We start from the raw sequence: 20377 nt of genomic DNA on the forward strand, positions 1-20377 counted from the left end.
GCTCTCCGGGTATGGGTGTGGGTGACTGGGTGTGATCTCGGCGTCAATGTGTTGACCGGGTTGGATGGTTCCGTCCCAGGGCGGTGGAATGCAGGACGCGCACGGGGTGGACCGTAGGTTTGGAGGTTGTCGAAGACCGTCCTGACCTGCCGGAGAGCCAGCGCCGTGCGCGTTACCACTGCATTCAACCGCCTTCTGGACCTTCCCGGCGCGAGCGTCACCGACGTGTCGTTCGGCGAGGACCGCGTGATCGTGGACGTGGTGCTGACCCGTCGGCGTCTGGTCTGCCCGGAGGCTGGCTGTGACTTCACCGCTGCGTCGCGGTACGACACCCGGCCGGTCTCCTCCTGCTGGCGGCATCTGGACCTGGGCCGCTGGGGCCTGGTCCTGCGTGCAAACCTTCGCCGCCTGGACTGTCCCCAGCACGGTGTCAAGATCGAGGCCGTCCCCTTCGCCAGGCACCGCTCCGGCTTCACCCGAGACTTCGAGGACGTCGTCGCCTACCTGGCCACCCGCACCGACAAGACCACCATCACCCGCCTGCAGCGCGTCGACTGGGACACTGTGGGCCGCATCTGCGCCCGCGTGGTCACCGACGGCCTGGACACCGACCGGCTCGACGGCCTGGTCGCCATCGGCGTCGACGAAGTGAGCTGGAAGAAGCACCACAACTACCTCACCTTGGTCGCCGACCACACCGGGAAGAAGATCGTCTGGGGCGCCGAGGGCAAGGACAGCGAGACGCTCGACCGGTTCTTCGCCGAGCTCGGCCCCGAGCGTGCCGCACGACTGGCCGCGGTGAGCATGGACATGGGCCCGGCCTTCGCCAAGAGCGTCCGCGAGAAGGGCCACGCCCCGCAGGCCGCGATCTGCATCGACCCCTTCCACGCCGTCAAGCTCGTCGGCGACGCCCTGGACACTGTGCGCCGCGAAGCCTGGAACGAGATGCGCGGGCTCGGCGACCAGGAAGGAGCGAAGAAGTTCAAGGGCGCCCGCTGGTCGCTGCTCAAGAACCCGGAGAACCTCACCGACGAACAGGCATCCACACTCCGCAAGCTCCGCCGCAAAGGCGGCGGCATCTGGCGGGCCTACCGCCTCAAGGAGTCCTTCCGGGCCATCTTCGCCGGCGACCTGAACGCCGACGAGGCCGCCGAGTTGATCGACCGCTGGACCTCCCAGGCCCAGCGTTCCCAGCTCCCCGCCTTCATCAAGGTCGCCAAGACCATCCGCAAGTTCCGCGACGGGATCCTCGCCTCGATCCGCATGAAGATCAACAATGGGCGGGCGGAGGGCCTCAACAACCACGTCCGCCTACTGGTCCGACGCGCCTACGGCTTCCACACCGCCACAGCCGCACTCTCCCTGGTCATGCTCACCTGCGGACCCATCACCCTCGTCCTACCCTGGGAGCGCCCCCCAACTCGCACCGGCTGACCCACACCGATGCCGGGAGAGCCGTTTTAATGACCCCGTACTCCTAGGCTGGACAGCGAAGTTGAGCGGCTGCACTATCGGGTTCATGATTCTCGTGGCGCCAGCAGCGCTGGTGGTGTTGGGGTTCCTCGTCTTGGGCGTCCTCGTCGACCGGCGCGCACGACGCCGTGGGAGTACGAACCGAGACAGCCGCAGTATGGAGCTCGATGCGCGGGAGTCTCGGCGTGATCTGCGCGCCTGGAAGCGTGCGTCCATGGGCAACAGCGGAGAGGATCTCTCCTGGATGAATCATCGTAGGCGATGAGCTGAGCCTGTCACGGTGCTGCGGCCACGTTGACGCATTAGGTCGGCGTAGCGACTTTGGCCGGGAGTTTCAATGACCCAGTCAAGCGCCGCTGCCCGGGTCCTGGAGCACTAGTTTGGAAGACGCCGTATGCGGATGGCGGCTGACCTGGCAACTCCCTGACCTGCGCCGGAGCGTGATCGGCGCCGCTGTTCCCCGTGAGTCCCCGCTGTGTCCCGTCGGACCGGGCACGCAACGGGCACGCAGGGCACAGCCGACCTTCTGTTTTTCAGGCGAGGGGCTGCTGTACAGCAGGATCCGGACCAGGGGCGAGGTCATGGAGCGGGAACAGCTCGAACGACTGCTCGGCGGTGGCGACGAGACGTCGTTGGCCGCTCTGGCTGCTCTCCGCACCGGCGCATCTCACTTTGTCTGGGACGGCGTCTGAGACGGACTAGGGGCTCGTGTCGGTCGGGTGCGGTTGTGGTGGTTGCTGTACAGCAGAGCTGCGCGGTGCGTCCGTGCCTGGCCCCAAAATCGAGCGACTGGTCACTCGTACGCAGCTACCATCCGCTCATGATCGAGGTGCGGGCGATGGAGCTGAGTGACATAGACGCCGTTTCGGCGGTCCGGGTGAGCGGCTGGCGGGCGGCGTACGCCGGGATCGTGCCGCAGAGCTACCTCGATGCCATGAGCGTCAAAGAGGACGCGGCCCAGCGTCGGGAGTGGTTCAAGGCGGCCGGGAACCAGGTAGAGAACCTCGTCGCCACTGACGTTGGCACGGTGACCGGGTGGGCCGCAATGGGGCTGCGCCTTGGCGATCCCGACGGGGGCGCGACCGGTGAGCTTTACGCCCTCTACGTGCGGCCGGATCGGATAGGAACTGGCATGGGCCGACGGCTAATGGAGGCAGTACGTTCGTTGGCCGACGAGCTCGGATTCCGGCGTCTGGAACTGTGGGTCCTCGCGGACAACGTCCGGGCGCTGCGGTTCTACGAGCGCGCGGGTTTCTCGCCAGACGGCGCCGAGCGAGTCGAGGAGTACGACGGCGTTCCGCTCAGAGATGTGCGGTATGTGGGCGACGTGCGCCTCTCCGCCTGAGCTGAGCCCCACCCTGCCGCCGCCCGCGCGGCTGGCGGTCGGCTTTGGGCTGGAGCTGCCATGGGTCGCGAGATCATGGGGCCGTACGCTGGCCGAGAGCCCTAGTTTGGAAGACGCCGTATGCGGATCACGGCTGACCTGGCAACTCCTCGAGCTGGGTCGGAGCGAGATCGGCGCCGGTGTTCCCCGTGAGTCCCCGCTGGTTCCCGCCGGACCGGGCACGATGCCGGAACCGTGATCACGCGGTCGGCTCACGGTCATTGGCTGGCCCTCACCTCTCGTTGCCGTCTTACCGTGCCTCTTGCGACGCTCAACTGCGTCCCTGTGCCTGTAGGAATCGCGTTGCGAGCATCCACCCAAACGTTGGACCATGATCGCCATGAGCCGTCCGAAGCCCGTCATCGACTGCGAAGACTTCGTCTTGCGTCGTTGGCGGCTCCAGGAAGACTTCCAGACCCTGTTCCAGCTGATCGAAGAGTCACTTCACCATCTGCAGCCGTGGATGCCCTGGGTGGCTGGCCACAGCCAGCAGGCCACCTCCGACTTCCTGGCCCGTTGCGACCCAGAATGGCGTGCCGGCCAGGCGTACCACTATGCAATCAGCGACGCGGGAAAGCTGGTAGGTAGCTGCTCTCTGTTCCGCATCGCCGATACGCGCGGTCGGGAGATGGGGTACTGGCTACATCCAGCCGCCACAGGTAGGGGCCGGGGGTTCCCCCCGAGAAGTAGACACCGGTTTGTATGCTTATGCGGCAAGTGTGAGTGTAGCTGAGTGTCGGGCCTCGTAGGCGACGGGGCTGAGCTGGCCGTTCTTCTTGTGTCTGCGGCGGGTGTTGTAGCGCGTGAGCCAGCGGAACACGGACAGCCGGCAGGCGCGGGCGCCGTCCCAGCGGCGGGCGCCTTGCAGTGTTTCGCGTTTCAGGGATGCGTGGAAGCTCTCGCAGGCGGCGTTGTCCGCGCTGGTGCCGACGGCGCCCATGGACTGGGTGATGCCCAACTCCTTGCACAGGTCGGCGAATTCCTTCGACGTGTACTGGGCTCCGTGATCGCTGTGGAAGATCGCCCCGTCCAGGCTGCCGCGGGTCGTGGCGGCCATCCGCAGCGCGTCGGCGACCAGTTCGGTGCGCATGTGGTCGGCGATGGAGTAGCCGACCACCCGGCGGCTGAAGCAATCCAGCACGGTGGCGAGATAGAGGAACTCGCCGTCGCCGACGGGCAGATAGGTTATGTCGCCCATGTACTTCGCACCCGGCTCGGCGGCGGTGAAGTCCCGGCCGAACAGGTCCGGCACCACCTGGTTCGCCGGCTCGGGCACGGTGGTGCGGACTTTCTTGCGCAGGTGCACCCCGACGATGTTGAACTTGCGCATGACGCGGGCCACCTTCTTCTCGTTGATCTCCATGCCGTGCGTGTCCCGCAGCTCGGCGGTGACGCGCGGGGAGCCGTAGGTGCCGTCGGAGTCGTCGTGCACGGCCTTGATCTTCGTCGCCAGGGCCGCCTCGGTCCGCTCCCGCGCGGCGCGGGCCTCGCGACCCGCCCGCCACTTGTAGAAGCTGGAGCGGTGCACGTCGAGCACCTGGCACAGCCGCTTGACCGGGTAGGTCTCGCAGTGGTCCTCGATGAACTGGCAGCGGCCTACCAGGTCATCTCCGAGGCGAAAAACTTCGTCGCCTTGCGCAGAATGTCCCGCTCGGTGGCGAGCGTGGCGTTCTCCTTGCGGGCGGCCTTCAGCTCGGCCTCCAGGGCCTGGATGCGGGCTGCGAGCTCCTCGCGGGTGGCCTCGACGGCCGGGGTGGTGCTGGTCACGTTCTTCCTGGTCAAGCCGGTGGTGCTGCCGCCGCGGGCGCGGTCGGCGCGGATCCAGTTCCGCAGGGTCTCCGCGTTGAGTCCCAGGTCACGCGCGGCTTGCGCGATCGTGAGATCAGCATCCGAGTGGAACAGGGCCACGGCGTCGGCCTTGAACTCGGGCGAATAGACCTTCATCACCATAATCGGTCACCCTCTCCCGACCCCCACCGGGGTCGAGGTCAGGGTGTCCACCACTCAGGGGGAGGCTCCGCCTGGCCACACGAGCAGCGGCAGCCATGACGAAGGAAGCGTTCGCGCTGCCAGGCGTCGAGTACGTACAGATAGTGCATGACCTGGCCAACACTGCCAGCGAGGCGGTGCCCCGACGCCTTGGCTTCACGCAGGTGGGATACAAGCCTGGTGAGCAACCGCTGGCATCGTGCGAGAGTGGCACAGACGCAGTCTGGCAGCTTTACCTCGCCGGTCCATAGACCGAACCCTGTACTGGAAACGGGTCGCTCTGGAGTGGCTTCAAGCGTTGGTTGCCATGGTCTGCGCCTTGGATGCGCGGTCGGCGTAGCGACTTTGGCCGGGAGCTGCTTTGGCGCGAGTGATCATGGCCCCGTAAGCTTCCGGCGCGTCGGGCAGTCTGTGGACCTGCCCGGTAAAGCACGACGTTGGGGCCATGATCTTCGAGGCTCGCGCCAAAGTGGCTGGCTAAAGTCGCGGAGCCGACCGCCCCCGCCACGACGTGTTCTGACCTCATGCCGGTGTGCCTGCCTCTTGGGCGGGAGCGGGCGGCCGGCGGTGCCGAGCGGGGCGGAGACATGAGCGCGGGCGCCGCCGGCCGCCCGCTCCCGCCCGGAGGAGCGAAGCGACGACGGGTGCTTGATGAAGTAGGGAAAGTCTTACCGCGCCGAGATCAACTGCGCTGTCTTGTCTCGGTTGATGCTTGACGTTGTGGCTTCACCTGATGCTTGACACCGCTTGCCTCGACTGGTCGGGATGACTGTGATCAGTCAGGGGATCCCGGGAGGGCGTCGTAGGCATCGCCCAGGTCCGGCAGGTGGTCCATCGGGTTGCCCCCGCGTAGGCGCAGCAACCACCCGAGCAGCTCAGCCATCGACAGGGCGACGATGGGCATCTCTCCCACCAGGCCGAAGCTGTCCCATGCCGTGAGATAGCAGCGCCCTACTCGTTCCGGGTGCAGATCGACAACCACCAGCTGCCCGCCCGTGGCACCTGGCGCCTCCTGCGCGATCACGTAGCAGGAATTCGTGAGATCTGCTGGATCCTCTGCGGCCACCTGCTCGGCGACCTCTGGCGTCAGCAACAGAGGCCCTGCGGGCACCACGCCAGACGGACCGGTAAGCCACCACGGATAGTCCGCGTCCACGTGCAAGGAGACGCCGGCACACAACTGGTGCAGCTCACGGAGATCGGTGGGAACGCGATGACGAGCGTCCACCGTCACCGACCTGCTATCAGGTGATTCGACCACGCACCCCGGGTGCGCCTGAATCTCGGCGAGCAAGTCCCGCAAGTTCCCAGGGGCGTTGTCGAGATCAGTCACGATGCCGAGATCAACTGCCTGCCGTCGTGGCTTCGAACATGTGGGCCGTTGCCGTCCAAGGCGTCCAGGAGTCGGATCGCGAAGACTTCGGCCATGCGCTCGCTGACCTCGTCGGGTGTGAGCCATTCGACTGCGGTGGACTCGGTGGAGGTGCGCTCGGTGCCGCCTGAGGGCTTGCAGCGGAAGACGAGGGCCACGATGCCGCGGGTCGTGTTCTTGTAGACCCCGGTGAGTTCGTCGACCTCGACGTGGATGCCGGTCTCTTCCAGGACCTCGCGGGCGACGCCTGCCTCGGGGGTCTCGTTGAGTTCGAGTACGCCGCCGGGGAGCTCCCAAGTGCCGTTGTCCGCTCGGCGGATTGCCAGGAGGCGTCCGTCTTCGCGCACTACTACTCCGGCCACGGACACGGAGTGCAGCGGCGTTGACTGGCCTTCCTGGGCACTGTTACTCATGTACAGGAGCATAGGAGGAAGAGGAGGACTATGGGAACAGCGGTAGGAGGTGAGAGGGCTGTACCTCGGTACGTGCAGATCGCCGAGGAGATCGTGCAGCAGATCCGGGCTGGTGTCCTCAAGCCTGGTGAGATGGTGCCGAGTGAGTCGGAGCTGGTGGACCGCTACGGCGTCTCGGGTGGCACGATTCGTAAGGCCATGGTCGAGGTCCGCGCGAGCGGGCTTGTCGAGACGCGGCATGGCAAGGGCTCGATCGTGAAGGATCGCCCGCCGGTACGGCATCGTTCCTCCGACCGCTTCCGGCGCTCGCACCGCCAGGGCGGCAAGGCTGCCTACCTCGCGGAGTCTGCACAGTCCGGCGCCACGGCCAAGGTGAGCGTCCTCTATATCGGCCCCATGGAGGCCCCCGAGGATGCCGCCCAGCGACTGGGCATCGCCGCCGGCACCCAGGTGCTCGCCCGGCGTCGCCTCTACTTCCGTAACGGCACCCCCGTCGAGACCGCGACGTCGTACCTCCCGTGGGATGTCGTCAAGGACATCCCCGAGCTGTTCGCCGAGAACCCCGGCGGCGGTGGCATCTACGCCCGACTCGAGGACCACGGGCACGAGTTCGCCGAGTTCGTGGAGACGCTGCAGGCGCGTACGGCCTCCAAGGCTGAGGCGTCGGAGCTGGCGCTCAGCCCGGGTGCGCCGGTGGTTCATCTGATCCGCGAGGCGCGTACGACCGAGGGCCGTGTGGTGGAGGTCTGTGACACGCTCATGGCCGCTGACCAGTTCATCTTCGAGTACCGGATCCCTGCCTCAGACTGACGCAGCCTCAACTCTCCTCAACCCGTTGCGAGTTCTTCTTCGCGGCGGGTTGACTCATGTATAGGAGTCAGACACTCTTCTTCATGTCACTCATGTACATGAGTGACGGAGCCCAACCTCTATAGAGGAGTGATCTGCTGTGCGTCAGATTCCTGTCGACACCTCCGCGGCGACCGTGATGGTCGCCAAGACTCCGCAGCCGAAGGTCAAGGACCGTCGGACCGGTGAGATCGCCACCGATGCCGAGACGGGCGCGAAGTTGATGACCGTGGACGTGATGTTCGCGGCGAACGACGAGGTAGAGATCCTGTCCGTCACCGTTCCCGAGCCCGGTATCTCCGGTGAGCTGGCCATGGGCACCCCGGTCGCGCTCACGGGTCTGATCGCCCGGCCGTGGGAGAACGACTTCAACGGGCAGAAGCGGCACGGGATCGCGTTCCGCGCGGTCGCGGTCACCTCGCTCGCCGCTGCTGCGGCGAAGCCCAAGGCGGCCTGACGATGACCGGGTTCACGGTCGCGCTGGTGCTGGTCGCTGCTGCCGCGGGTCTCCTGCGGTGGCGGCGCCCCGCCTGGTACTGGATGACCTTCGGGGTCACCCTCGCCTCGCTCCGGGTCCTGGTCCGCTACGCCACGGTCATGGACGCCTGCGGGCTGACCGTCCCCCCGTCGCGGTGGCGGCTGGCGTTAGCCCGGGCCACCAACCGGCCCGCCCCGGAATCCCGCCCGCCGCGCATCCTGCGCCTGCGCCCGACGCGGACCGGCCTGATCTTGCGCTTGAAACTGCGGCCCGGGCAGGACGCCTTCGACGTTGCCGCCGCCTCCGACCGGCTGCGCCACTCCTTCTCCATGTACGGCGTCACCTCGCGGGAGATTCGCTCGGGTGTGGTCGAGGTGCGGATGACCGGCTACGACGTGCTTAAGCGGGTGCACATGCCCGCCAAGACCGACACCCGCTCCATGCGGGTCCCGGTGGCGTTGCGGGAGGACGGCTCGGTCCACTACCGCGACTACCGGGCGATACCCCACGCCCTCACCCTGGGCGCCACCGAGTCCGGCAAGTCCGTCTACCAGCGCAACCTGGTCGCCGGACTCGCCGCGCAGGATGTTGCCCTGGTCGGGATCGACTGCAAGCAGGGGGTGGAGCTGTTCCCGCTGGCCCGCCGGTTCTCCGCCCTGGCGGATAACCCCGACACCGCCGCCGAACTCCTCGACGCACTTGTGACCCGCATGGGAGAGGTCTACCAGCTCATCCGCGCCGAACAGCGCATCACCTCGGCCGTCCCGGACGCGGAGATCGCCGCAGACATCTGGGACCTGCCCGAGGACCTGCGTCCGACCCCGATCGTGGTGCTGGTCGACGAGGTCGCCGAACTCGCCCTGTTCGCCTCCAAGGAGGAGGAGAAGCGCCGGGACCGCATCATCACCGCCCTGGTCCGGCTGGCCCAGTTGGGCCGTGCGGCCGGCATCTACCTGGAGATCTGCGGGCAGCGCTTCGGCTCCGAACTCGGCAAGGGCATCACCATGCTCCGCGCCCAGCTCACCGGCCGCACCGCCCACCGCGTCAACGACGAAACCTCCGCCAACATGGCCTTCGGAGACATCTCCCCGGACGCCGTCCTCGCCGCCATCCAGATCCCCTCCGAAATGCGCGGCGTGGCCATCGCCGGGGACTCCACCGGCGGCTGGCACCGCATCCGCGCCCCGCACACCTCCCTGCGCCAGGCCGCCAACCTCTGCAACCGACACGCCCACCGGACCCCGGACCTGCCCGAACTGGCGCCGTTCCGGCCCGCGCTGCCGGGCATCCCTGCGGCCCCGGTGCCGCTGGCCAAGACGGCTCCCGCCACGGCCTGACCCTCCCCGCCTCACGGTCGGCGCGACCGCCTTCGCGCCAGGTCCCTACCCCCTCCATGCCTCATCACAGAAGGGAGCACCCCGTGTTCTGCGAGTACTGCGGCGACGTTGACGGCGACGAGACCGGCATCGACCACGACGAACGCGACTGCCCCTGGTACGACACCGACAACGGCGCCATGACGATCGCCCTCGACGGGCTGGCCGGCACCCTCCAGACCACGGCGGACGGCTCGCCCGCCCTACGGGCCGCGATCAACCTCCTGATCGACCATGGGCTGTGGGTAAAGCGCCTGGCAGAACGGCCCGGCTTGCTGCTGATCGACTACTCCGGGCTCGCCCCAGAGCCGTACGGCATCGACTGGCTCAAGGTCGTCGAGGCCCTGGAAGCCAAGGAGTTGCCCGCCTCTGGCGGGGAACTGCGCATCCTGGCCATCGCCGCCTCCCTCGCCGACGCGGCCGCCCGCATCCCGCTCGGCGACGCCGTCAGTGGCCTGGACGCGACCAACCTCGACCGGGTCCTGCAGGCCATCGCCGAGGCCAACGGCCGCCCCCCGGTGCGGTGACCGCCATGGGCTCGCGACTGCGTATCGACGCCGTCCTGGTTCAGGCCGTCATCGCCGGGGCGCTGTCCTTCGCCCACCTGCACGACCTGGCCGCCGCAGCCGGACAGGCCGGATGGAAGGCCTGGGCCTACCCGGTGAGCGTCGACCTGCTCCTGGTCGCCGCCTGGCGACGCCTCCGCTCCGACGGGCCCTCCCGGCTGGCCTGGTCCTGGTTCGTGATCGCCCTGTTCGCCTCGCTCGGCGCCAACATCGCCACCGCCGGATTCCTCGACCTGGCCCATCCGCCCGCCCCGCTCCGGCTCGGCATCGCCGGATGGCCCGCCCTCGCCTTCCTCGGCGGAACCCTCCTCGCTCACTCAGCCGGAGACCGGGCGCTGCATCCGCCGGCACCCGTGGCCCCGGACCCTGCACCCGACATCGAGTCCGATCCCACCCCGGAGCCGGAGCCGGACCTCGTTCCGGTCACCCCGTCTGAGGACGCCCCGGCCCTCCCGGCCGCCGACCCGGCGCCCGCGGTTCCGGCCGTGCTGGTCGAGCACGCCCGCAAGGTCGCCGACGACCACCGCGCCCGTACCGGCACCCGGATCGACACCGAGACCCTGCGCGCCCGGCTCGGCGTCCCGCCGCAACTGGCCGACGCCATCGCCGCTCAACTTGCCTGACCCGAAGGGAGAACCACCTCGCCATGCCTGCCCGTGACCACTTCCACTCCGTGATGCGGATCGGCCCGGTGCAGATCGGCACGCACCGCGACCGCAACGGCCACACCAAGCATGCCGCCGTGTGCACGAACGACCGGTGCGGCTGGTCCGCCGACTACTCCAGCTCCTCCGCCGCCCAGCTCGCCGCCCGCACCCACCGCTGCCGCGTCCGCTAGGAGGCCCCCGCCATGCAGGTCCCGCTCTGGCTTGCCCTGCTCGTTGTCGGCTACCTCGGCGTCAAGCTCATCCGCCCGCCCTGGTGGCTCGTCGCCGTCCTGTTGCTCGGCGGCTTCCTCCTTGCCGACAGCGTCCTCGCCCCCGCCATCGACAGCTTCCTCAAGTAACCCGACCAGGAAAGGAAGACCGCGCCATGCTCCGGCCCAAGGTCCCGACCAACCCGATGCCGACTGGCATCGTCACACCGCCCGCCATCGTCGAGCCGACCGCCGCGGTCCAGCACTCGACGGTCCCCGCGCCCATGCCGGTCGCCCCGGCTCCTGCCCGGCCCACCATCCAGCTCACCCCTGGCGCCGTGGTCGCGCTCGTCGGTGGCGGCACGGCCGTGGTCCTGGTCGTCGGCGCCGTCCTCGTCTCCATGCTCCTGGCGATCGCCATCACGGGCGCCTCGCTCGCCATCTGCGCCCTGGTGATCCGCTCGCTGGTCAACTCCGACACCAAACGTCGGTGACCGTCCCCCGGAGCGGTGTCACAAGCCGCCAAGCACGCCGCCGCATCTGGGACTGGCATCCGGCCGCCAACCGCCATCGCCACGGGAGAACGTCATGGACCTACACATAGCCGCGAGCCTTGCGTCGTTACTCGGCTGGGCCGTGCACGGCGGCATCCTCACCCGCCGACTCTCCTCCGCCCGTCGAGACCCGCTCACCGGCCTGCACACCCGCGCCGGATGGACCGCCCGCGCCGAACACTGCATCCGCCGGCACCCGCGCGCCGCCGTCATCCTGGTCGACCTCGACCATGTTGACCGGACTACCGCAGGCCAAGTCGGTGTGTCGGAGGTCGCGGTGGGATGGCGACCGGTACGAGACATACAGCCAATCGGGATCCCGCAGATCAGAAACCGAAAGGGGACCTCGTGACCAAGACGCATCGGCCTCTCATCCGCAGCCGCTATGCACGGATGGGCTCCCGCCGGCGAGTCCGTCAAGGATATGAGGCCATGCAGCCTTGCCGAGGAGCGCGTCAGCTTCAGGCGTGCCTCCGTACTGAAAGTGCGGGGACGCTGAGGCGGGGCTCTCCCCAGGAAGGCGCGGTCGGTGCCCGGCATCGTCGCGCGCGATCACACGCACAGTAGCTCCGGCCGAGCGCCGGCGTTGCGCCAGTTGTTCGGCGAAAGGCAGCGACGGCCACATCGCGTCGTCGCCGCCTGCAATCAGCAGCAGGTCGGCTCTGGCGGCCTCCACGGGAATCTCTGCTGGCGGAAGGAGGTGAGCGAAGGTCCGTTCACTGAGTTCGTACCACCCGCGGATGGCGACGGGCCCGCTGTCTGGCTCCGGGGAAGACCACGAGTCGTCCATCGGGACAAAAGGCAGCGGCCGCCCCTGCCACGTCCAGGACGAGCGATACGGGTGATGCGCTCCGTCACGGCCTGGACCGACGTTGCACCAGACCCGCGAGGTGGGCGACAACGCGACGACCATGTCCACGCGTGAGTCGTGCACCGCCGTGAGCAATGCTGCTTCAGCTCCCTTGGAGACACCAAGAATTCCGATGCGTCGCGCTCCCTCACGTTGAAGGACGTCGACGGCGGTGGTGAAGGTCTCCAAGGGGACTTCGCAAATTCCCGGGCTCTGCGCTGGCCCACCGAACCAGCGGATCGCCAAGGCAGTGACTCCTTGCTGAGCCAGGATGCGCGCTCGTTCGCGGTCAATGCGCCCGCTGGATCCTGCCAGGACCAGCACTCCGACGGCACTGCCATGAGCAGGAGCGACGAGAAGTCCTTCCCATGGATCGGCCAGCTCGTGCTCAGTGATGTCCACGCGCTCTTCCCGTCTCCGCAACTCTCACAACCCCCTGTCCAGCACGCGGGGCGCGGCCACCTACCAAAGCCACCGCGCCCCGCCTCCACTCGCATGGAGGTCTCCATCATGACGCCCCACACGCCACCTGAGTTAGTCCGGGAAAACCACTTCAAGACCCTCAACGACACCCACGGCCACGCCGCCGGGGACGCCGCCCTCATCGAGACCGCCAACCGGCTACGCGGTTGGTGCGGACGCAATGGCACCGCTGGCCGCCTGGGCGGAGACGAGTTCGTCGCCGTCATCCAGGACCTGGCCGCCGCCGACCTCGACACGCTCACCGCCGCACTTCACCGGCCGCTGCACTACGGCGGCAGGTCGCTGCCGCTGGCCACCTCGGTCGGTGCCTGCCGCGTCGCCGCTCTCCCGGTGCCCGCCTTGACCGCCGCTCTCGCCGCTGCCGACGCGGCCATGTACGCGGTTAAGGGCCGGGGCCGCCGAGGCCCTACGCCTCTCACCGACCAGCCGCCGGGTGGCGCACAAGCCGCCAAGCACGCCGCCACCCGGGGCCGTTCCTTCCAACCGCAATCGAAAGGAACCACCATCATGACCCACCGCACCCCGCGCCCACCGAGGGTCTGCCCAGCCTGCGACGGGTTCGCCTCCGCCGCCGTCACCCTCGGCGGCCGCGATGCCCGCGGCCACCTGCGCACCATCACCGCCCACTGCCCGGCCTGCCACGGCACCGGAACCTGCCCTGCCCGTCTCCGGGAGGGCGCCCGTGCCTGAGCAGCTGCTCGACCCGGTCACCCTCGGCGACCTGCTGAGGGTGGCCTCGGCCGATGACTTCCACCGCTGGGAAGAGCAGATCCGCCGCACCGGAGGCTGCGCCGACCCCATCCATCTGACCGGCTGGACGCTCCACAAGGACAAGACGACCGGCCAGACCTTGCACCACTACTCCACCGAGTCCGAGCCCGGCGGACGGCTCCGCATCGCGTGCGGCAACCGCCGCGCCTCTCGCTGCCCGGCCTGCGCCTTCACCTACGCGGGCGACACCTACTACCTCATCCGAGCAGGACTCGCTGGAGACGACCGCCGCGACATCCCGGCCACCGTCCGCGACCACCCCCGCGTCTTCGCCACCCTCACCGCCCCGTCCTTCGGCCCCGTCCACAACCGGCCCGACCGTGGCGCCTGCCGCTGCGGCACCCGTCACACTGCCGACGACCCGGCCCTCGGCATCGCGCTGGACCCGGCCACGTACGACTACGCGGGCGCCGTCCTCTTCAACAACCATGCCGGGCAGCTGTGGCAGCGCTTCACCAACCGGCTCCGCCGCGAGATCGCCGCCCGCGCAGGCCTGACCCAGCGAGAGTTGAAGGAGCGCGCCCGGCTGTCGTACGGCAAGGTCGCCGAGTTCCAAAAGCGCGGTGCCGTGCACTTCCACGCAGTGATCCGCATCGACGGACCGGAAGGACCGGACACCCCGCCCCCGGCCTGGGCAACGGTCGAGCTGCTCACCGACGCGATCCGCGCCGCCGCCGGGCACTCTTACACCTCGGTGTCGGTGCCGGCCGCTGGCGATCAGCTCGCCCGCACCTTCCGCTGGGGCACCCAGCTCGACGTCCGGCCCATCAAAGCCTTCGGCGACGGCTCCGACATCACCGAACAGGCCGTCGCCGCCTACGTCGCCAAATACGCCACCAAAGCCGCCGAGACCACCGGCACCCTCGACCGCCGCATCGGCGAACTCGCCGAACTCGACCGCCACCAAGTCCCCGACCACGCACGCCGCCTCATCGAAGCCTGCAAGCTGCTCGACCCCCTCTACCCTGACCGCCGCCTGTGGGCCTGGGCCCACATGCTCGGCTTCCGCGGCCACTTCTCCACCAAATCCCGCCAGTACTCCACCACCCTCGGCGCCCTCCGCCAGGAACGCGCCGACTACCGAGCCGCCCAGGAACGTGAAGCCCTCGGCCTGGAAGAGGTCGAGCCGGACACGATCCTGATCCTTGCCGACTGGCAGTACGCCGGACACGGCCACACCCCCGGTGAATCCGCCCTCGCCGCGTCGATCGCCCGTCACCTCCAGCTCAACCGCCAAACCGCCCGTGAGGAACTGACCGCGCTGGAGGGTGTCGACCTTCACGCCTTGAGGCGCAGCGCACCAACAACAGACACCCCCTCTCTCTTGTCCGAAGAGAAGGGACGCTGTGTCACCCGCGTCACCCAAGGGTCGAAAACGGCCCGTGACCTGCCGCTACAGCGGTGACGCAGGCGGGCGGCGGCTGCGTCACCCGCGTCATCCGCGTCACCGATGACAGGGACCACCCCGCGCCGGTGACACACCTCCCGAGGCCTCTGCTCACAGAAACCCGCAGGTCAGAGGCCCGGCTGACGCAGATGACGCGGTGACGCAGATTCCCGCACCTCGGACAGACGCAGACCCCCACCCGAGCCCCGCCGCACAATCCCGAAATCAGCTTCGGGGTCATGACCGTGCGAGTAGTCGCTCGCCACAGGAAGGACGTCATGAAGAAGTACTTGACGACTGCGGAAGTCGCCGAGCGCTACCGCACGTCGCCCGCAACCGTCCGCTACTGGCGCTACGCCGGAACCGGCCCGCAGTGCTTCATCAGACGCGGTCGACATGTTCTGTACGACGCCGAAGCCCTCGACAAGTACGACGCTGACGAGATCGGAGGCCGACGCGCGGCATGACCCGAGACAGCGACGAACCCCACCAGAAAGAACGCCACCTCATGGCTGGCTCGGCTTGCCCGGAGGGGGAGGGGAACTGATGGCTGAGGTGTACGACCGCTGGCACCTGTCCCGACCGCCGGCCGACGCCGAGCCGTGCGAGGCGCACAGTAGCAAGACCCAGACGGTGTATCCCAGCACCGAGCACGGCACAGGGAAACGTTGGCAGGTGCGCTACCGGGACTTGTCCGGCAAGCAGTGCAAGGAGAACTTCGAGAAGAAGACTGCTGCGGATTCCCGTGCCGCCAAGGTGACGACTGAACTCGACGGCGGCACGTTCGTGAACCGGGAGTTGGGCAAGCAAAAGTTCAGGGCCATCGCTGAACGCTGGCAGGAGACAGCCGTACACCGCGAGCGGACCGAGACGAACGTCGAGCGCGCCCTACGGCTGCACATCTACCCGACCTTCGGCAATCGGGAGATCGGCCGGATTCAGCGGGCAGACGGACTGAAGTGGATCAAAGAGCGGTCTGCGGTCATTGCTCCGTCGACCTTTGCGACGCCCTGGAATGTCTGCACCAGCATCCTGAAGATGGCCCACCAGGAAGGGATCATCGCGAAGTACCCGTGGGAGGGCCTGAAGCCCCCCGAGGTGTTCTATCCCGAGATCCATCCGCTTCACCCGGACGCGGTGAAGGCGCTGATTGCCACGGCGTCTCCCCGCTACCGGGCCCTGGTGCGGCAGGCCGCGTCGACGGGTCTACGCCAAGGTGAGCTGTTCGGCCTGGAAGATGGAGAGCCGACTGAACTGGTCACGGTCAAGCAGCAGGTGATCGGTCCGGACAAGGGCGTTCCGTATCTCGGGGAGCCGAAGACCAAGCAGAGCTATCGGGCCGTTCCTCAAGGGCTCTCCGTCGTCGACGGGATCACACGGCACCGTGAGCAGTTTCCGCCTCGGGTCGTCCACATCGAGGACCGAACGAACCCGCGTAAGCCCGTGTGGCGCCACGCCCGCCTGCTGTACACCAGCGAGACTGGCGGAGCGATCCGGCGTGGCAGTTGGGCGAAAGTGTGGGCCCGGAACGTCAAGCGGGCGAACACCCACCTGAAGAAGTCAGGCAGCAACGTCCGTGTCCCCGAGGACACGACGCTTCACGATCTGCGGCACTTCTACGCCTCAGAGCCTGTCGGGTGGCTGGTTGATTACGCTGCGATGAGGTCTTCGACGGTCTTGGTTCGGGCGGTCTTGCGGTGGGATTCGTGGCTCCACCGCGTTGGCTGCCCGGCGAGCCGGACGAGCATCAGGCGGATCATCGCCACCTTGATCATGGCCTCGGAGGTCGCGGTCAGCCGTTCGTAATCGCGGGCCAGTCGGCGGTTGCGGACCAGCCAGCCGAAACTTCGCTCCACCACCCAGCGGCGGGGCAGGACCTTGAAACCCTTGACATCGTCGGTCCGCTTCACGATCTGGACGACGATGTCCAGCGCGTTGCGAGCCCATGAAAGCAGCGTGGAATCAACAGAGTTGGCGTATCCGCCGTCGGCCCACACCAGACTGACTGTGCGGAAGCCGGCGGCGAGCCGGGCCAGGACGGTGCGGCCTCCTGCGCGGTCCTGCACGGACGCGGAGGTGACGGTGACGACCAGCAGCAGGCCCATCGTGTCGACGATCAGATGTCTCTTCCGCCCCGTCGTTCGTTTGCCCGCGTCGAATCCACGCGCCTCGCCGCCCTCGCTGGTTTTGACCGACTGGGCGTCGATCACGGCGGCTGACGGCTCGGGATCGCGTCCGGCCCCGATCCGGACCTGACGGCGCAGCTCGTCGTGGACGCGGTCCCAGGTGCCGTCCCGGCGCCACTTGGTGAACCAGCGGTGGGCCGCGTCCCAGGGCATCAGGTCGCGCGGGAGCATCCGCCACTGGCAGCCCGAGCGCAGCACGTAGAAGATTGAGTCGAGCACCAGCCGATCCGGGTACTTGCGCACCCCGCCGCCTTTCCGCAGGTCACGCATGGGAAGGAGCGGCTGGATGATCTCCCACATCTCATCGGTCAGGCTGGACGGATAGCATGGGCCGCTGACGGCCTCGGAGTTGTCGCACTGGCACACACCACGTGATCATTCCGGGGCCGTCGCCATGCCCAGAGGGCAGATCGCGGCCGTCACGCTTCGCGCATGATCAGCCACCCGACAGGCTCTCAGTGCTGATCAGGAACGGGGCGACGCCGAAGCAGGTGCAGATGAGGCTTGGTCACGCTAAGCCATCGATCACGCTGAACGTCTACACGCACTTGTGGGAGGCGGAGGAAGACCGGACCGCCGCCATGATGGAAGCCGCGCTGAGCGATGTGCCCTGAGAGTGCCCTCAAGGTATGGGAGATGGCTGACTTCCCAGATCAGGAAGTCAGCCGTACACCCTGTGCGGGGGTGCCGCCCCTTCGGGCATCCTCTGCGGAGACGGTCAAGCTAAGTCGCTGACCAGGGAAATGGCGTTTGTTGGTGTTGGTTGCCGTTGAGCCTCCGCGAAGCCGTTGTGCCCTCGTTGCGGTCTGATCTTTGTCCGCAGTCGTCGGCGGGCTTCCGCGCGGAGGGCATCGCCGAGGTGCTGGTGTTCATGTCCCGGCGCTCCCGCTGCCCCTCTCGACCGGGATCCACAGCTGGGAGTCGGTCTCCGCGCCGATCTCCACCGGCTGCGTCCGCAGGAGCTCTGGACCTGTCCGGCTCGTGTACGGGTTCGAGGGGAACCACTGCGTGAACACGTCTCGCCACAGCTCCTGGAGGGCGCTCGGATAGGGCCCGTGGTTGTCGAAAACCGCCCAGGTCCCGGCCGGCACGTCGAGGGCGTCGAGCTCCTCGGCTGCCACCTCGGGACCGGTCACCACGCCGATCCAGTAGTCCGCCTCGGCGCCCTCTTCCCGGCTGTCGGTCAGGTACACCACCGCCGACAGGATCCCCTCCGGCTCCTGGCCGACCAGCTCCTTCATCCGCACGATTGCCTGCTTGTCCAGGCTTTCCACGTGCGCCGCGGCGGCCGCGTTGACCCCCTCGCGCACGAGCGGGAGCCGGGCCTTCCTGCCGACGACCCGAAACGACTCCTTCTCCACGATCCGGTAGCGCATGGTCGTACTCCCCTCGACGACAACACGGAAGGACATGCGCGGCTGTGCCGTGAGCACCGCACCCGTGCGCCGGGCCTCGCCCGGCCCGATGCCGTGCACCGACCGGAATGCCCGGGCGAACGCCTCGCCCGAGCTGTACCCGTACCGCACCGCGACATCGAGCAGCGTCAGCTCCCCGGCCAGCACCTCGGCCCCGGCGAGCGTCATTCGTCGCCGGCGCACGTAGACCGGGAGCGGCATCCCGGCGAGCGCGGAGAACAGCCGCCGGAAGTGGTACTCCGACACCGCGGCGATCCGGGCTACCTCGGCCATATCGACCTCCCGGTCGAGGCAGGCCTCAAGGTGGTCCAGCGCCTGATTCAGCCGCTCCAGCACGCGTTTCCGTCCTTCCTTCTTGCGTCTCCGCAGAGGAACGCCCACCCTGCCAAACAGCCGCAGGAGCCACACGAGTCCAGGCCGGCCGTGCGCCGCGTGCGGCGCCTTGATGGTCATCGGCGCTGCGGTCTAGGGCGCCGACCGGGCCATCGGCCGACCGCGAGGCGAAGACAGGAGCGGTCGACCGAGGGGTCCGGCGGCCCGACCGCGCGCTGTAAGGCTGCCTGCTGGAGTGGAGAAGATTTGATCGCGCCCCGCCCGACAGAACCAGTACGGGAATTGTTGGGCAGGAAGCCCTGGCGTTGCATGAGGCTCACGCCCATGACTGATGTTAAGGGGTTTTGCGAGCCGCGGTTCGAGGCAGTCCGGGCGGCCCTTGCAGCTTTGCTTGGCAAGGACGACGTGGGTGCCTCGGCGGCCGTCTACGTTGACGGCGAGCCGGTGGTCGATATCTGGGGCGGGTACGCCGATTCGGACCGCTCCGTCAGCTGGGAGCGCGACACGCTCACCGGCGTGAACTCGACGACCAAGAACATGACCGCCCTGTGCGCGCTGATTCTGGCCGACCGGGGCGAGCTCGATCTGGCCGCGCCGGTCGCCGCCTACTGGCCCGAGTTCGCCGCGGCCGGTAAGGAGAACGTGCTGGTGCGGCACGTGCTGTCGCACACCGCGGGGCTGCCGGACCTGTCCGGGCCGAGGGCGGTCGAGGAACTCTACGACTGGGAGAGCGTGACGGCAGGGTTGGCCGCGCAGGCGCCCGAATGGGAGCCGGGAACGGCCGCCGGCTATCACACGCTCACCTTCGGCTTCCTTATGGGTGAGATCGTCCGCCGCATCACCGGCCGCAGTCTCGGCGAGTTCTTCGCCGAAGAGGTGGCCAAACCGCTCGGCGCAGACTTCCACATCGGACTCTCCGCCGAACATGACCACCGCGTCGCACCGCTCATCCCGCCGCCGTCGCTGTCCGACGAGTACACCGCCAGCGCACCGCTCGGACCGGACGGCACACGCCGGGAAAATACCGGTGTGGCGATCCAGGTCAAGGACGCCAACTCCCTGGCCTGGCGCCGTGTGCAGATCCCTGCGGTGAACGGCTTCGGCAACGCTCGCTCTGTCGCCCTGGCTCAGTCGGTATTGGCGAACCAGGGTTCGGCCGGCGGCGTGCGACTGCTGTCCCCCCAGGGTTGCGAACCCGCGTGGCAGGAAGTGTTCCGCGGCGAGGACCGCGTGCTGGACACCCCGATGTGCTGGACGGTGGGTTTCGGTAAGTTCGGCAACACCTTCGGTTGGGGTGGCTGGGGCGGCTCGCTGGTCGCGAGCGATCCCGGCTCACGCATGACGGTGGCCTATGTCATGAACCAGATGATCGACCGGGACCAGCAGGAGGACAACCGCGGCATGGAGATCATCATGGCCGCCTACAGCGGACTGCACTGACAGGCAACGGGGCGGCCTGGGCCCGCACAGGCTGGCCCTTCTCCTCTGCCGCTCGAAATTCGCAGGTGGGCGGGGCTGCTGCCGGTCACGCTCGACGGCCGGTGGCCTGCGGCTCCGACGCCCCGTCGATACCCACTGGCCGTTGTTCACCACTTTGTGCGGGGGGTCGGTCTTGCACCCTGTGCGAGGGTGCCCCTCCCTG

Annotated in this window: 23 protein-coding genes and 2 pseudogenes; 19 read left to right on the forward strand and 6 right to left on the reverse strand. The window is 68.1% G+C overall.

All coding sequences use genetic code 11. The features are described from left to right. The first annotated feature begins 165 nt into the window (after nucleotides 1–165). The 4 genes from ACQEXA_RS37540 (at nucleotide 166) to ACQEXA_RS37555 (ending at nucleotide 3590) form a co-directional block, all read left to right on the forward strand. Nucleotides 166–1434 (forward strand): ISL3 family transposase, encoded by a 1269-nt coding sequence (locus ACQEXA_RS37540; protein ID WP_432920608.1) that lies wholly within the window; start codon nucleotides 166–168, stop codon nucleotides 1432–1434. A gap of 419 nt (nucleotides 1435–1853) precedes the next feature. Further along, a complete protein-coding gene (locus ACQEXA_RS37545) occupies nucleotides 1854–2165 on the forward strand; it encodes a hypothetical protein (protein WP_432927417.1) in 312 nt (103 codons plus the stop codon). 128 nt (nucleotides 2166–2293) lie between these two features. Further along, the gene (locus ACQEXA_RS37550) at nucleotides 2294–2818 is read left to right on the forward strand and encodes an N-acetyltransferase family protein (RefSeq protein WP_432927415.1); all 525 of its coding nucleotides are present in this window, start codon (nucleotides 2294–2296) and stop codon (nucleotides 2816–2818) included. Nucleotides 2819–3197: 379 nt separating this feature from the next. Next, nucleotides 3198–3590, forward strand: coding sequence for a GNAT family N-acetyltransferase (locus ACQEXA_RS37555; protein ID WP_433134713.1), 393 nt, complete (start codon nucleotides 3198–3200; stop codon nucleotides 3588–3590). Here the strand turns inward: ACQEXA_RS37555 and ACQEXA_RS37560 are convergent. Further along, nucleotides 3564–4807, reverse strand: a protein-coding gene (locus ACQEXA_RS37560; protein ID WP_432920220.1) for an IS3 family transposase whose coding sequence is annotated in 2 segments (ribosomal slippage) — nucleotides 3564–4468 and nucleotides 4468–4807 — 1245 coding nt in all. Because the reading frame shifts where the segments join, the coding sequence is not laid out codon by codon here. The two genes, ACQEXA_RS37555 and ACQEXA_RS37560, sit on opposite strands and share 27 nt — an antisense overlap. Before the next feature lie 59 nt (nucleotides 4808–4866). Between ACQEXA_RS37560 and ACQEXA_RS37565 the strand changes: the two are divergent. Continuing rightward, nucleotides 4867–5097, forward strand: a pseudogene (locus tag ACQEXA_RS37565) (GNAT family N-acetyltransferase); the annotation flags it as partial. 524 nt (nucleotides 5098–5621) lie between these two features. Here the strand turns inward: ACQEXA_RS37565 and ACQEXA_RS37570 are convergent. Both ACQEXA_RS37570 and ACQEXA_RS37575 read right to left on the reverse strand, forming a co-directional pair. After that, nucleotides 5622–6179, reverse strand: a complete 558-nt coding sequence (locus ACQEXA_RS37570; RefSeq protein WP_432927411.1) for a hypothetical protein — start codon at nucleotides 6177–6179, stop codon at nucleotides 5622–5624. Continuing rightward, complete coding sequence (locus ACQEXA_RS37575; protein ID WP_432927409.1) at nucleotides 6176–6643, reverse strand: NUDIX hydrolase; 468 nt, start codon at nucleotides 6641–6643, stop codon at nucleotides 6176–6178. Before ACQEXA_RS37575 ends, ACQEXA_RS37570 begins: the two co-directional genes overlap by 4 nt. Before the next feature lie 18 nt (nucleotides 6644–6661). Between ACQEXA_RS37575 and ACQEXA_RS37580 the strand changes: the two genes are divergently transcribed. The 9 genes from ACQEXA_RS37580 to ACQEXA_RS37620 all read left to right on the forward strand — a co-directional run bounded on the left by ACQEXA_RS37580 (nucleotide 6662) and on the right by ACQEXA_RS37620 (nucleotide 11662). Beyond that, nucleotides 6662–7441: a GntR family transcriptional regulator gene (locus ACQEXA_RS37580; protein ID WP_432927407.1), complete on the forward strand. Its 780-nt coding sequence runs from the start codon at nucleotides 6662–6664 to the stop codon at nucleotides 7439–7441. Nucleotides 7442–7580: 139 nt separating this feature from the next. Next, a complete protein-coding gene (locus tag ACQEXA_RS37585; protein ID WP_432927405.1) occupies nucleotides 7581–7937 on the forward strand; it encodes a hypothetical protein in 357 nt (118 codons plus the stop codon). Nucleotides 7938–7939: 2 nt separating this feature from the next. Beyond that, on the forward strand, nucleotides 7940–9295 hold the full coding sequence (locus tag ACQEXA_RS37590; protein WP_432927403.1) for an FtsK/SpoIIIE domain-containing protein: 1356 nt from the start codon (nucleotides 7940–7942) through the stop codon (nucleotides 9293–9295). 83 nt (nucleotides 9296–9378) lie between these two features. After that, nucleotides 9379–9861, forward strand: coding sequence for a hypothetical protein (locus tag ACQEXA_RS37595; RefSeq protein WP_432927401.1), 483 nt, complete (start codon nucleotides 9379–9381; stop codon nucleotides 9859–9861). A 5-nt stretch (nucleotides 9862–9866) separates the two neighbouring features. Continuing rightward, a complete protein-coding gene (locus ACQEXA_RS37600; RefSeq protein WP_432927399.1) occupies nucleotides 9867–10523 on the forward strand; it encodes a DUF2637 domain-containing protein in 657 nt (218 codons plus the stop codon). Nucleotides 10524–10546: 23 nt separating this feature from the next. Further along, the gene (locus ACQEXA_RS37605; protein WP_365332883.1) at nucleotides 10547–10738 is read left to right on the forward strand and encodes a mobile element transfer protein; all 192 of its coding nucleotides are present in this window, start codon (nucleotides 10547–10549) and stop codon (nucleotides 10736–10738) included. 12 nt (nucleotides 10739–10750) lie between these two features. Further along, nucleotides 10751–10906, forward strand: a complete 156-nt coding sequence (locus ACQEXA_RS37610) for a hypothetical protein (RefSeq protein WP_432927397.1) — start codon at nucleotides 10751–10753, stop codon at nucleotides 10904–10906. Between the two features lie 26 nt (nucleotides 10907–10932). After that, nucleotides 10933–11250, forward strand: a complete 318-nt coding sequence (locus tag ACQEXA_RS37615; protein WP_432927395.1) for a SpdD-like protein — start codon at nucleotides 10933–10935, stop codon at nucleotides 11248–11250. Between the two features lie 94 nt (nucleotides 11251–11344). Then, nucleotides 11345–11662: a hypothetical protein gene (locus tag ACQEXA_RS37620; protein ID WP_433132262.1), complete on the forward strand. Its 318-nt coding sequence runs from the start codon at nucleotides 11345–11347 to the stop codon at nucleotides 11660–11662. 18 nt (nucleotides 11663–11680) lie between these two features. On the opposite strand, the gene ACQEXA_RS37625 is transcribed toward ACQEXA_RS37620, so the two are convergent. Continuing rightward, nucleotides 11681–12562: an acyl-CoA thioester hydrolase/BAAT C-terminal domain-containing protein gene (locus tag ACQEXA_RS37625; RefSeq protein WP_432927392.1), complete on the reverse strand. Its 882-nt coding sequence runs from the start codon at nucleotides 12560–12562 to the stop codon at nucleotides 11681–11683. 108 nt (nucleotides 12563–12670) lie between these two features. On the opposite strand from ACQEXA_RS37625, the gene ACQEXA_RS37630 reads away from it, so the two are divergent. The 3 genes and pseudogenes from ACQEXA_RS37630 to ACQEXA_RS37640 all read left to right on the forward strand — a co-directional run bounded on the left by ACQEXA_RS37630 (nucleotide 12671) and on the right by ACQEXA_RS37640 (nucleotide 15268). Beyond that, a complete protein-coding gene (locus ACQEXA_RS37630) occupies nucleotides 12671–13333 on the forward strand; it encodes a GGDEF domain-containing protein (RefSeq protein WP_432927390.1) in 663 nt (220 codons plus the stop codon). After that, nucleotides 13326–14663 (forward strand): annotated as a pseudogene (gene repSA / locus ACQEXA_RS37635) (replication initiator protein RepSA); the annotation flags it as partial. The gene ACQEXA_RS37630 and the pseudogene repSA, both read left to right, overlap by 8 nt. Before the next feature lie 416 nt (nucleotides 14664–15079). Continuing rightward, complete coding sequence (locus tag ACQEXA_RS37640) at nucleotides 15080–15268, forward strand: helix-turn-helix domain-containing protein (protein ID WP_432927388.1); 189 nt, start codon at nucleotides 15080–15082, stop codon at nucleotides 15266–15268. 1182 nt (nucleotides 15269–16450) lie between these two features. On the opposite strand, the gene ACQEXA_RS37645 is transcribed toward ACQEXA_RS37640, so the two are convergent. Further along, on the reverse strand, nucleotides 16451–17287 hold the full coding sequence (locus ACQEXA_RS37645) for an IS5 family transposase (protein ID WP_433134715.1): 837 nt from the start codon (nucleotides 17285–17287) through the stop codon (nucleotides 16451–16453). Between the two features lie 158 nt (nucleotides 17288–17445). On the opposite strand from ACQEXA_RS37645, the gene ACQEXA_RS37650 reads away from it, so the two are divergent. Next, the gene (locus tag ACQEXA_RS37650; protein WP_433132264.1) at nucleotides 17446–17601 is read left to right on the forward strand and encodes an integrase; all 156 of its coding nucleotides are present in this window, start codon (nucleotides 17446–17448) and stop codon (nucleotides 17599–17601) included. A 255-nt stretch (nucleotides 17602–17856) separates the two neighbouring features. Here the strand turns inward: ACQEXA_RS37650 and ACQEXA_RS37655 are convergent, their stop codons facing one another. After that, nucleotides 17857–18738: an AraC family transcriptional regulator gene (locus ACQEXA_RS37655; RefSeq protein ID WP_432927384.1), complete on the reverse strand. Its 882-nt coding sequence runs from the start codon at nucleotides 18736–18738 to the stop codon at nucleotides 17857–17859. Nucleotides 18739–19059: 321 nt separating this feature from the next. On the opposite strand from ACQEXA_RS37655, the gene ACQEXA_RS37660 reads away from it, so the two are divergent. After that, the gene (locus tag ACQEXA_RS37660; protein WP_433134717.1) at nucleotides 19060–20175 is read left to right on the forward strand and encodes a serine hydrolase domain-containing protein; all 1116 of its coding nucleotides are present in this window, start codon (nucleotides 19060–19062) and stop codon (nucleotides 20173–20175) included. The last annotated feature ends 202 nt before the right edge of the window (nucleotides 20176–20377 follow it).

Origin of the sequence: Streptomyces sp. CA-106110, assembly GCF_050936285.1 — a bacterium.
In the GTDB taxonomy this organism is placed as follows: domain Bacteria; phylum Actinomycetota; class Actinomycetes; order Streptomycetales; family Streptomycetaceae; genus Streptomyces.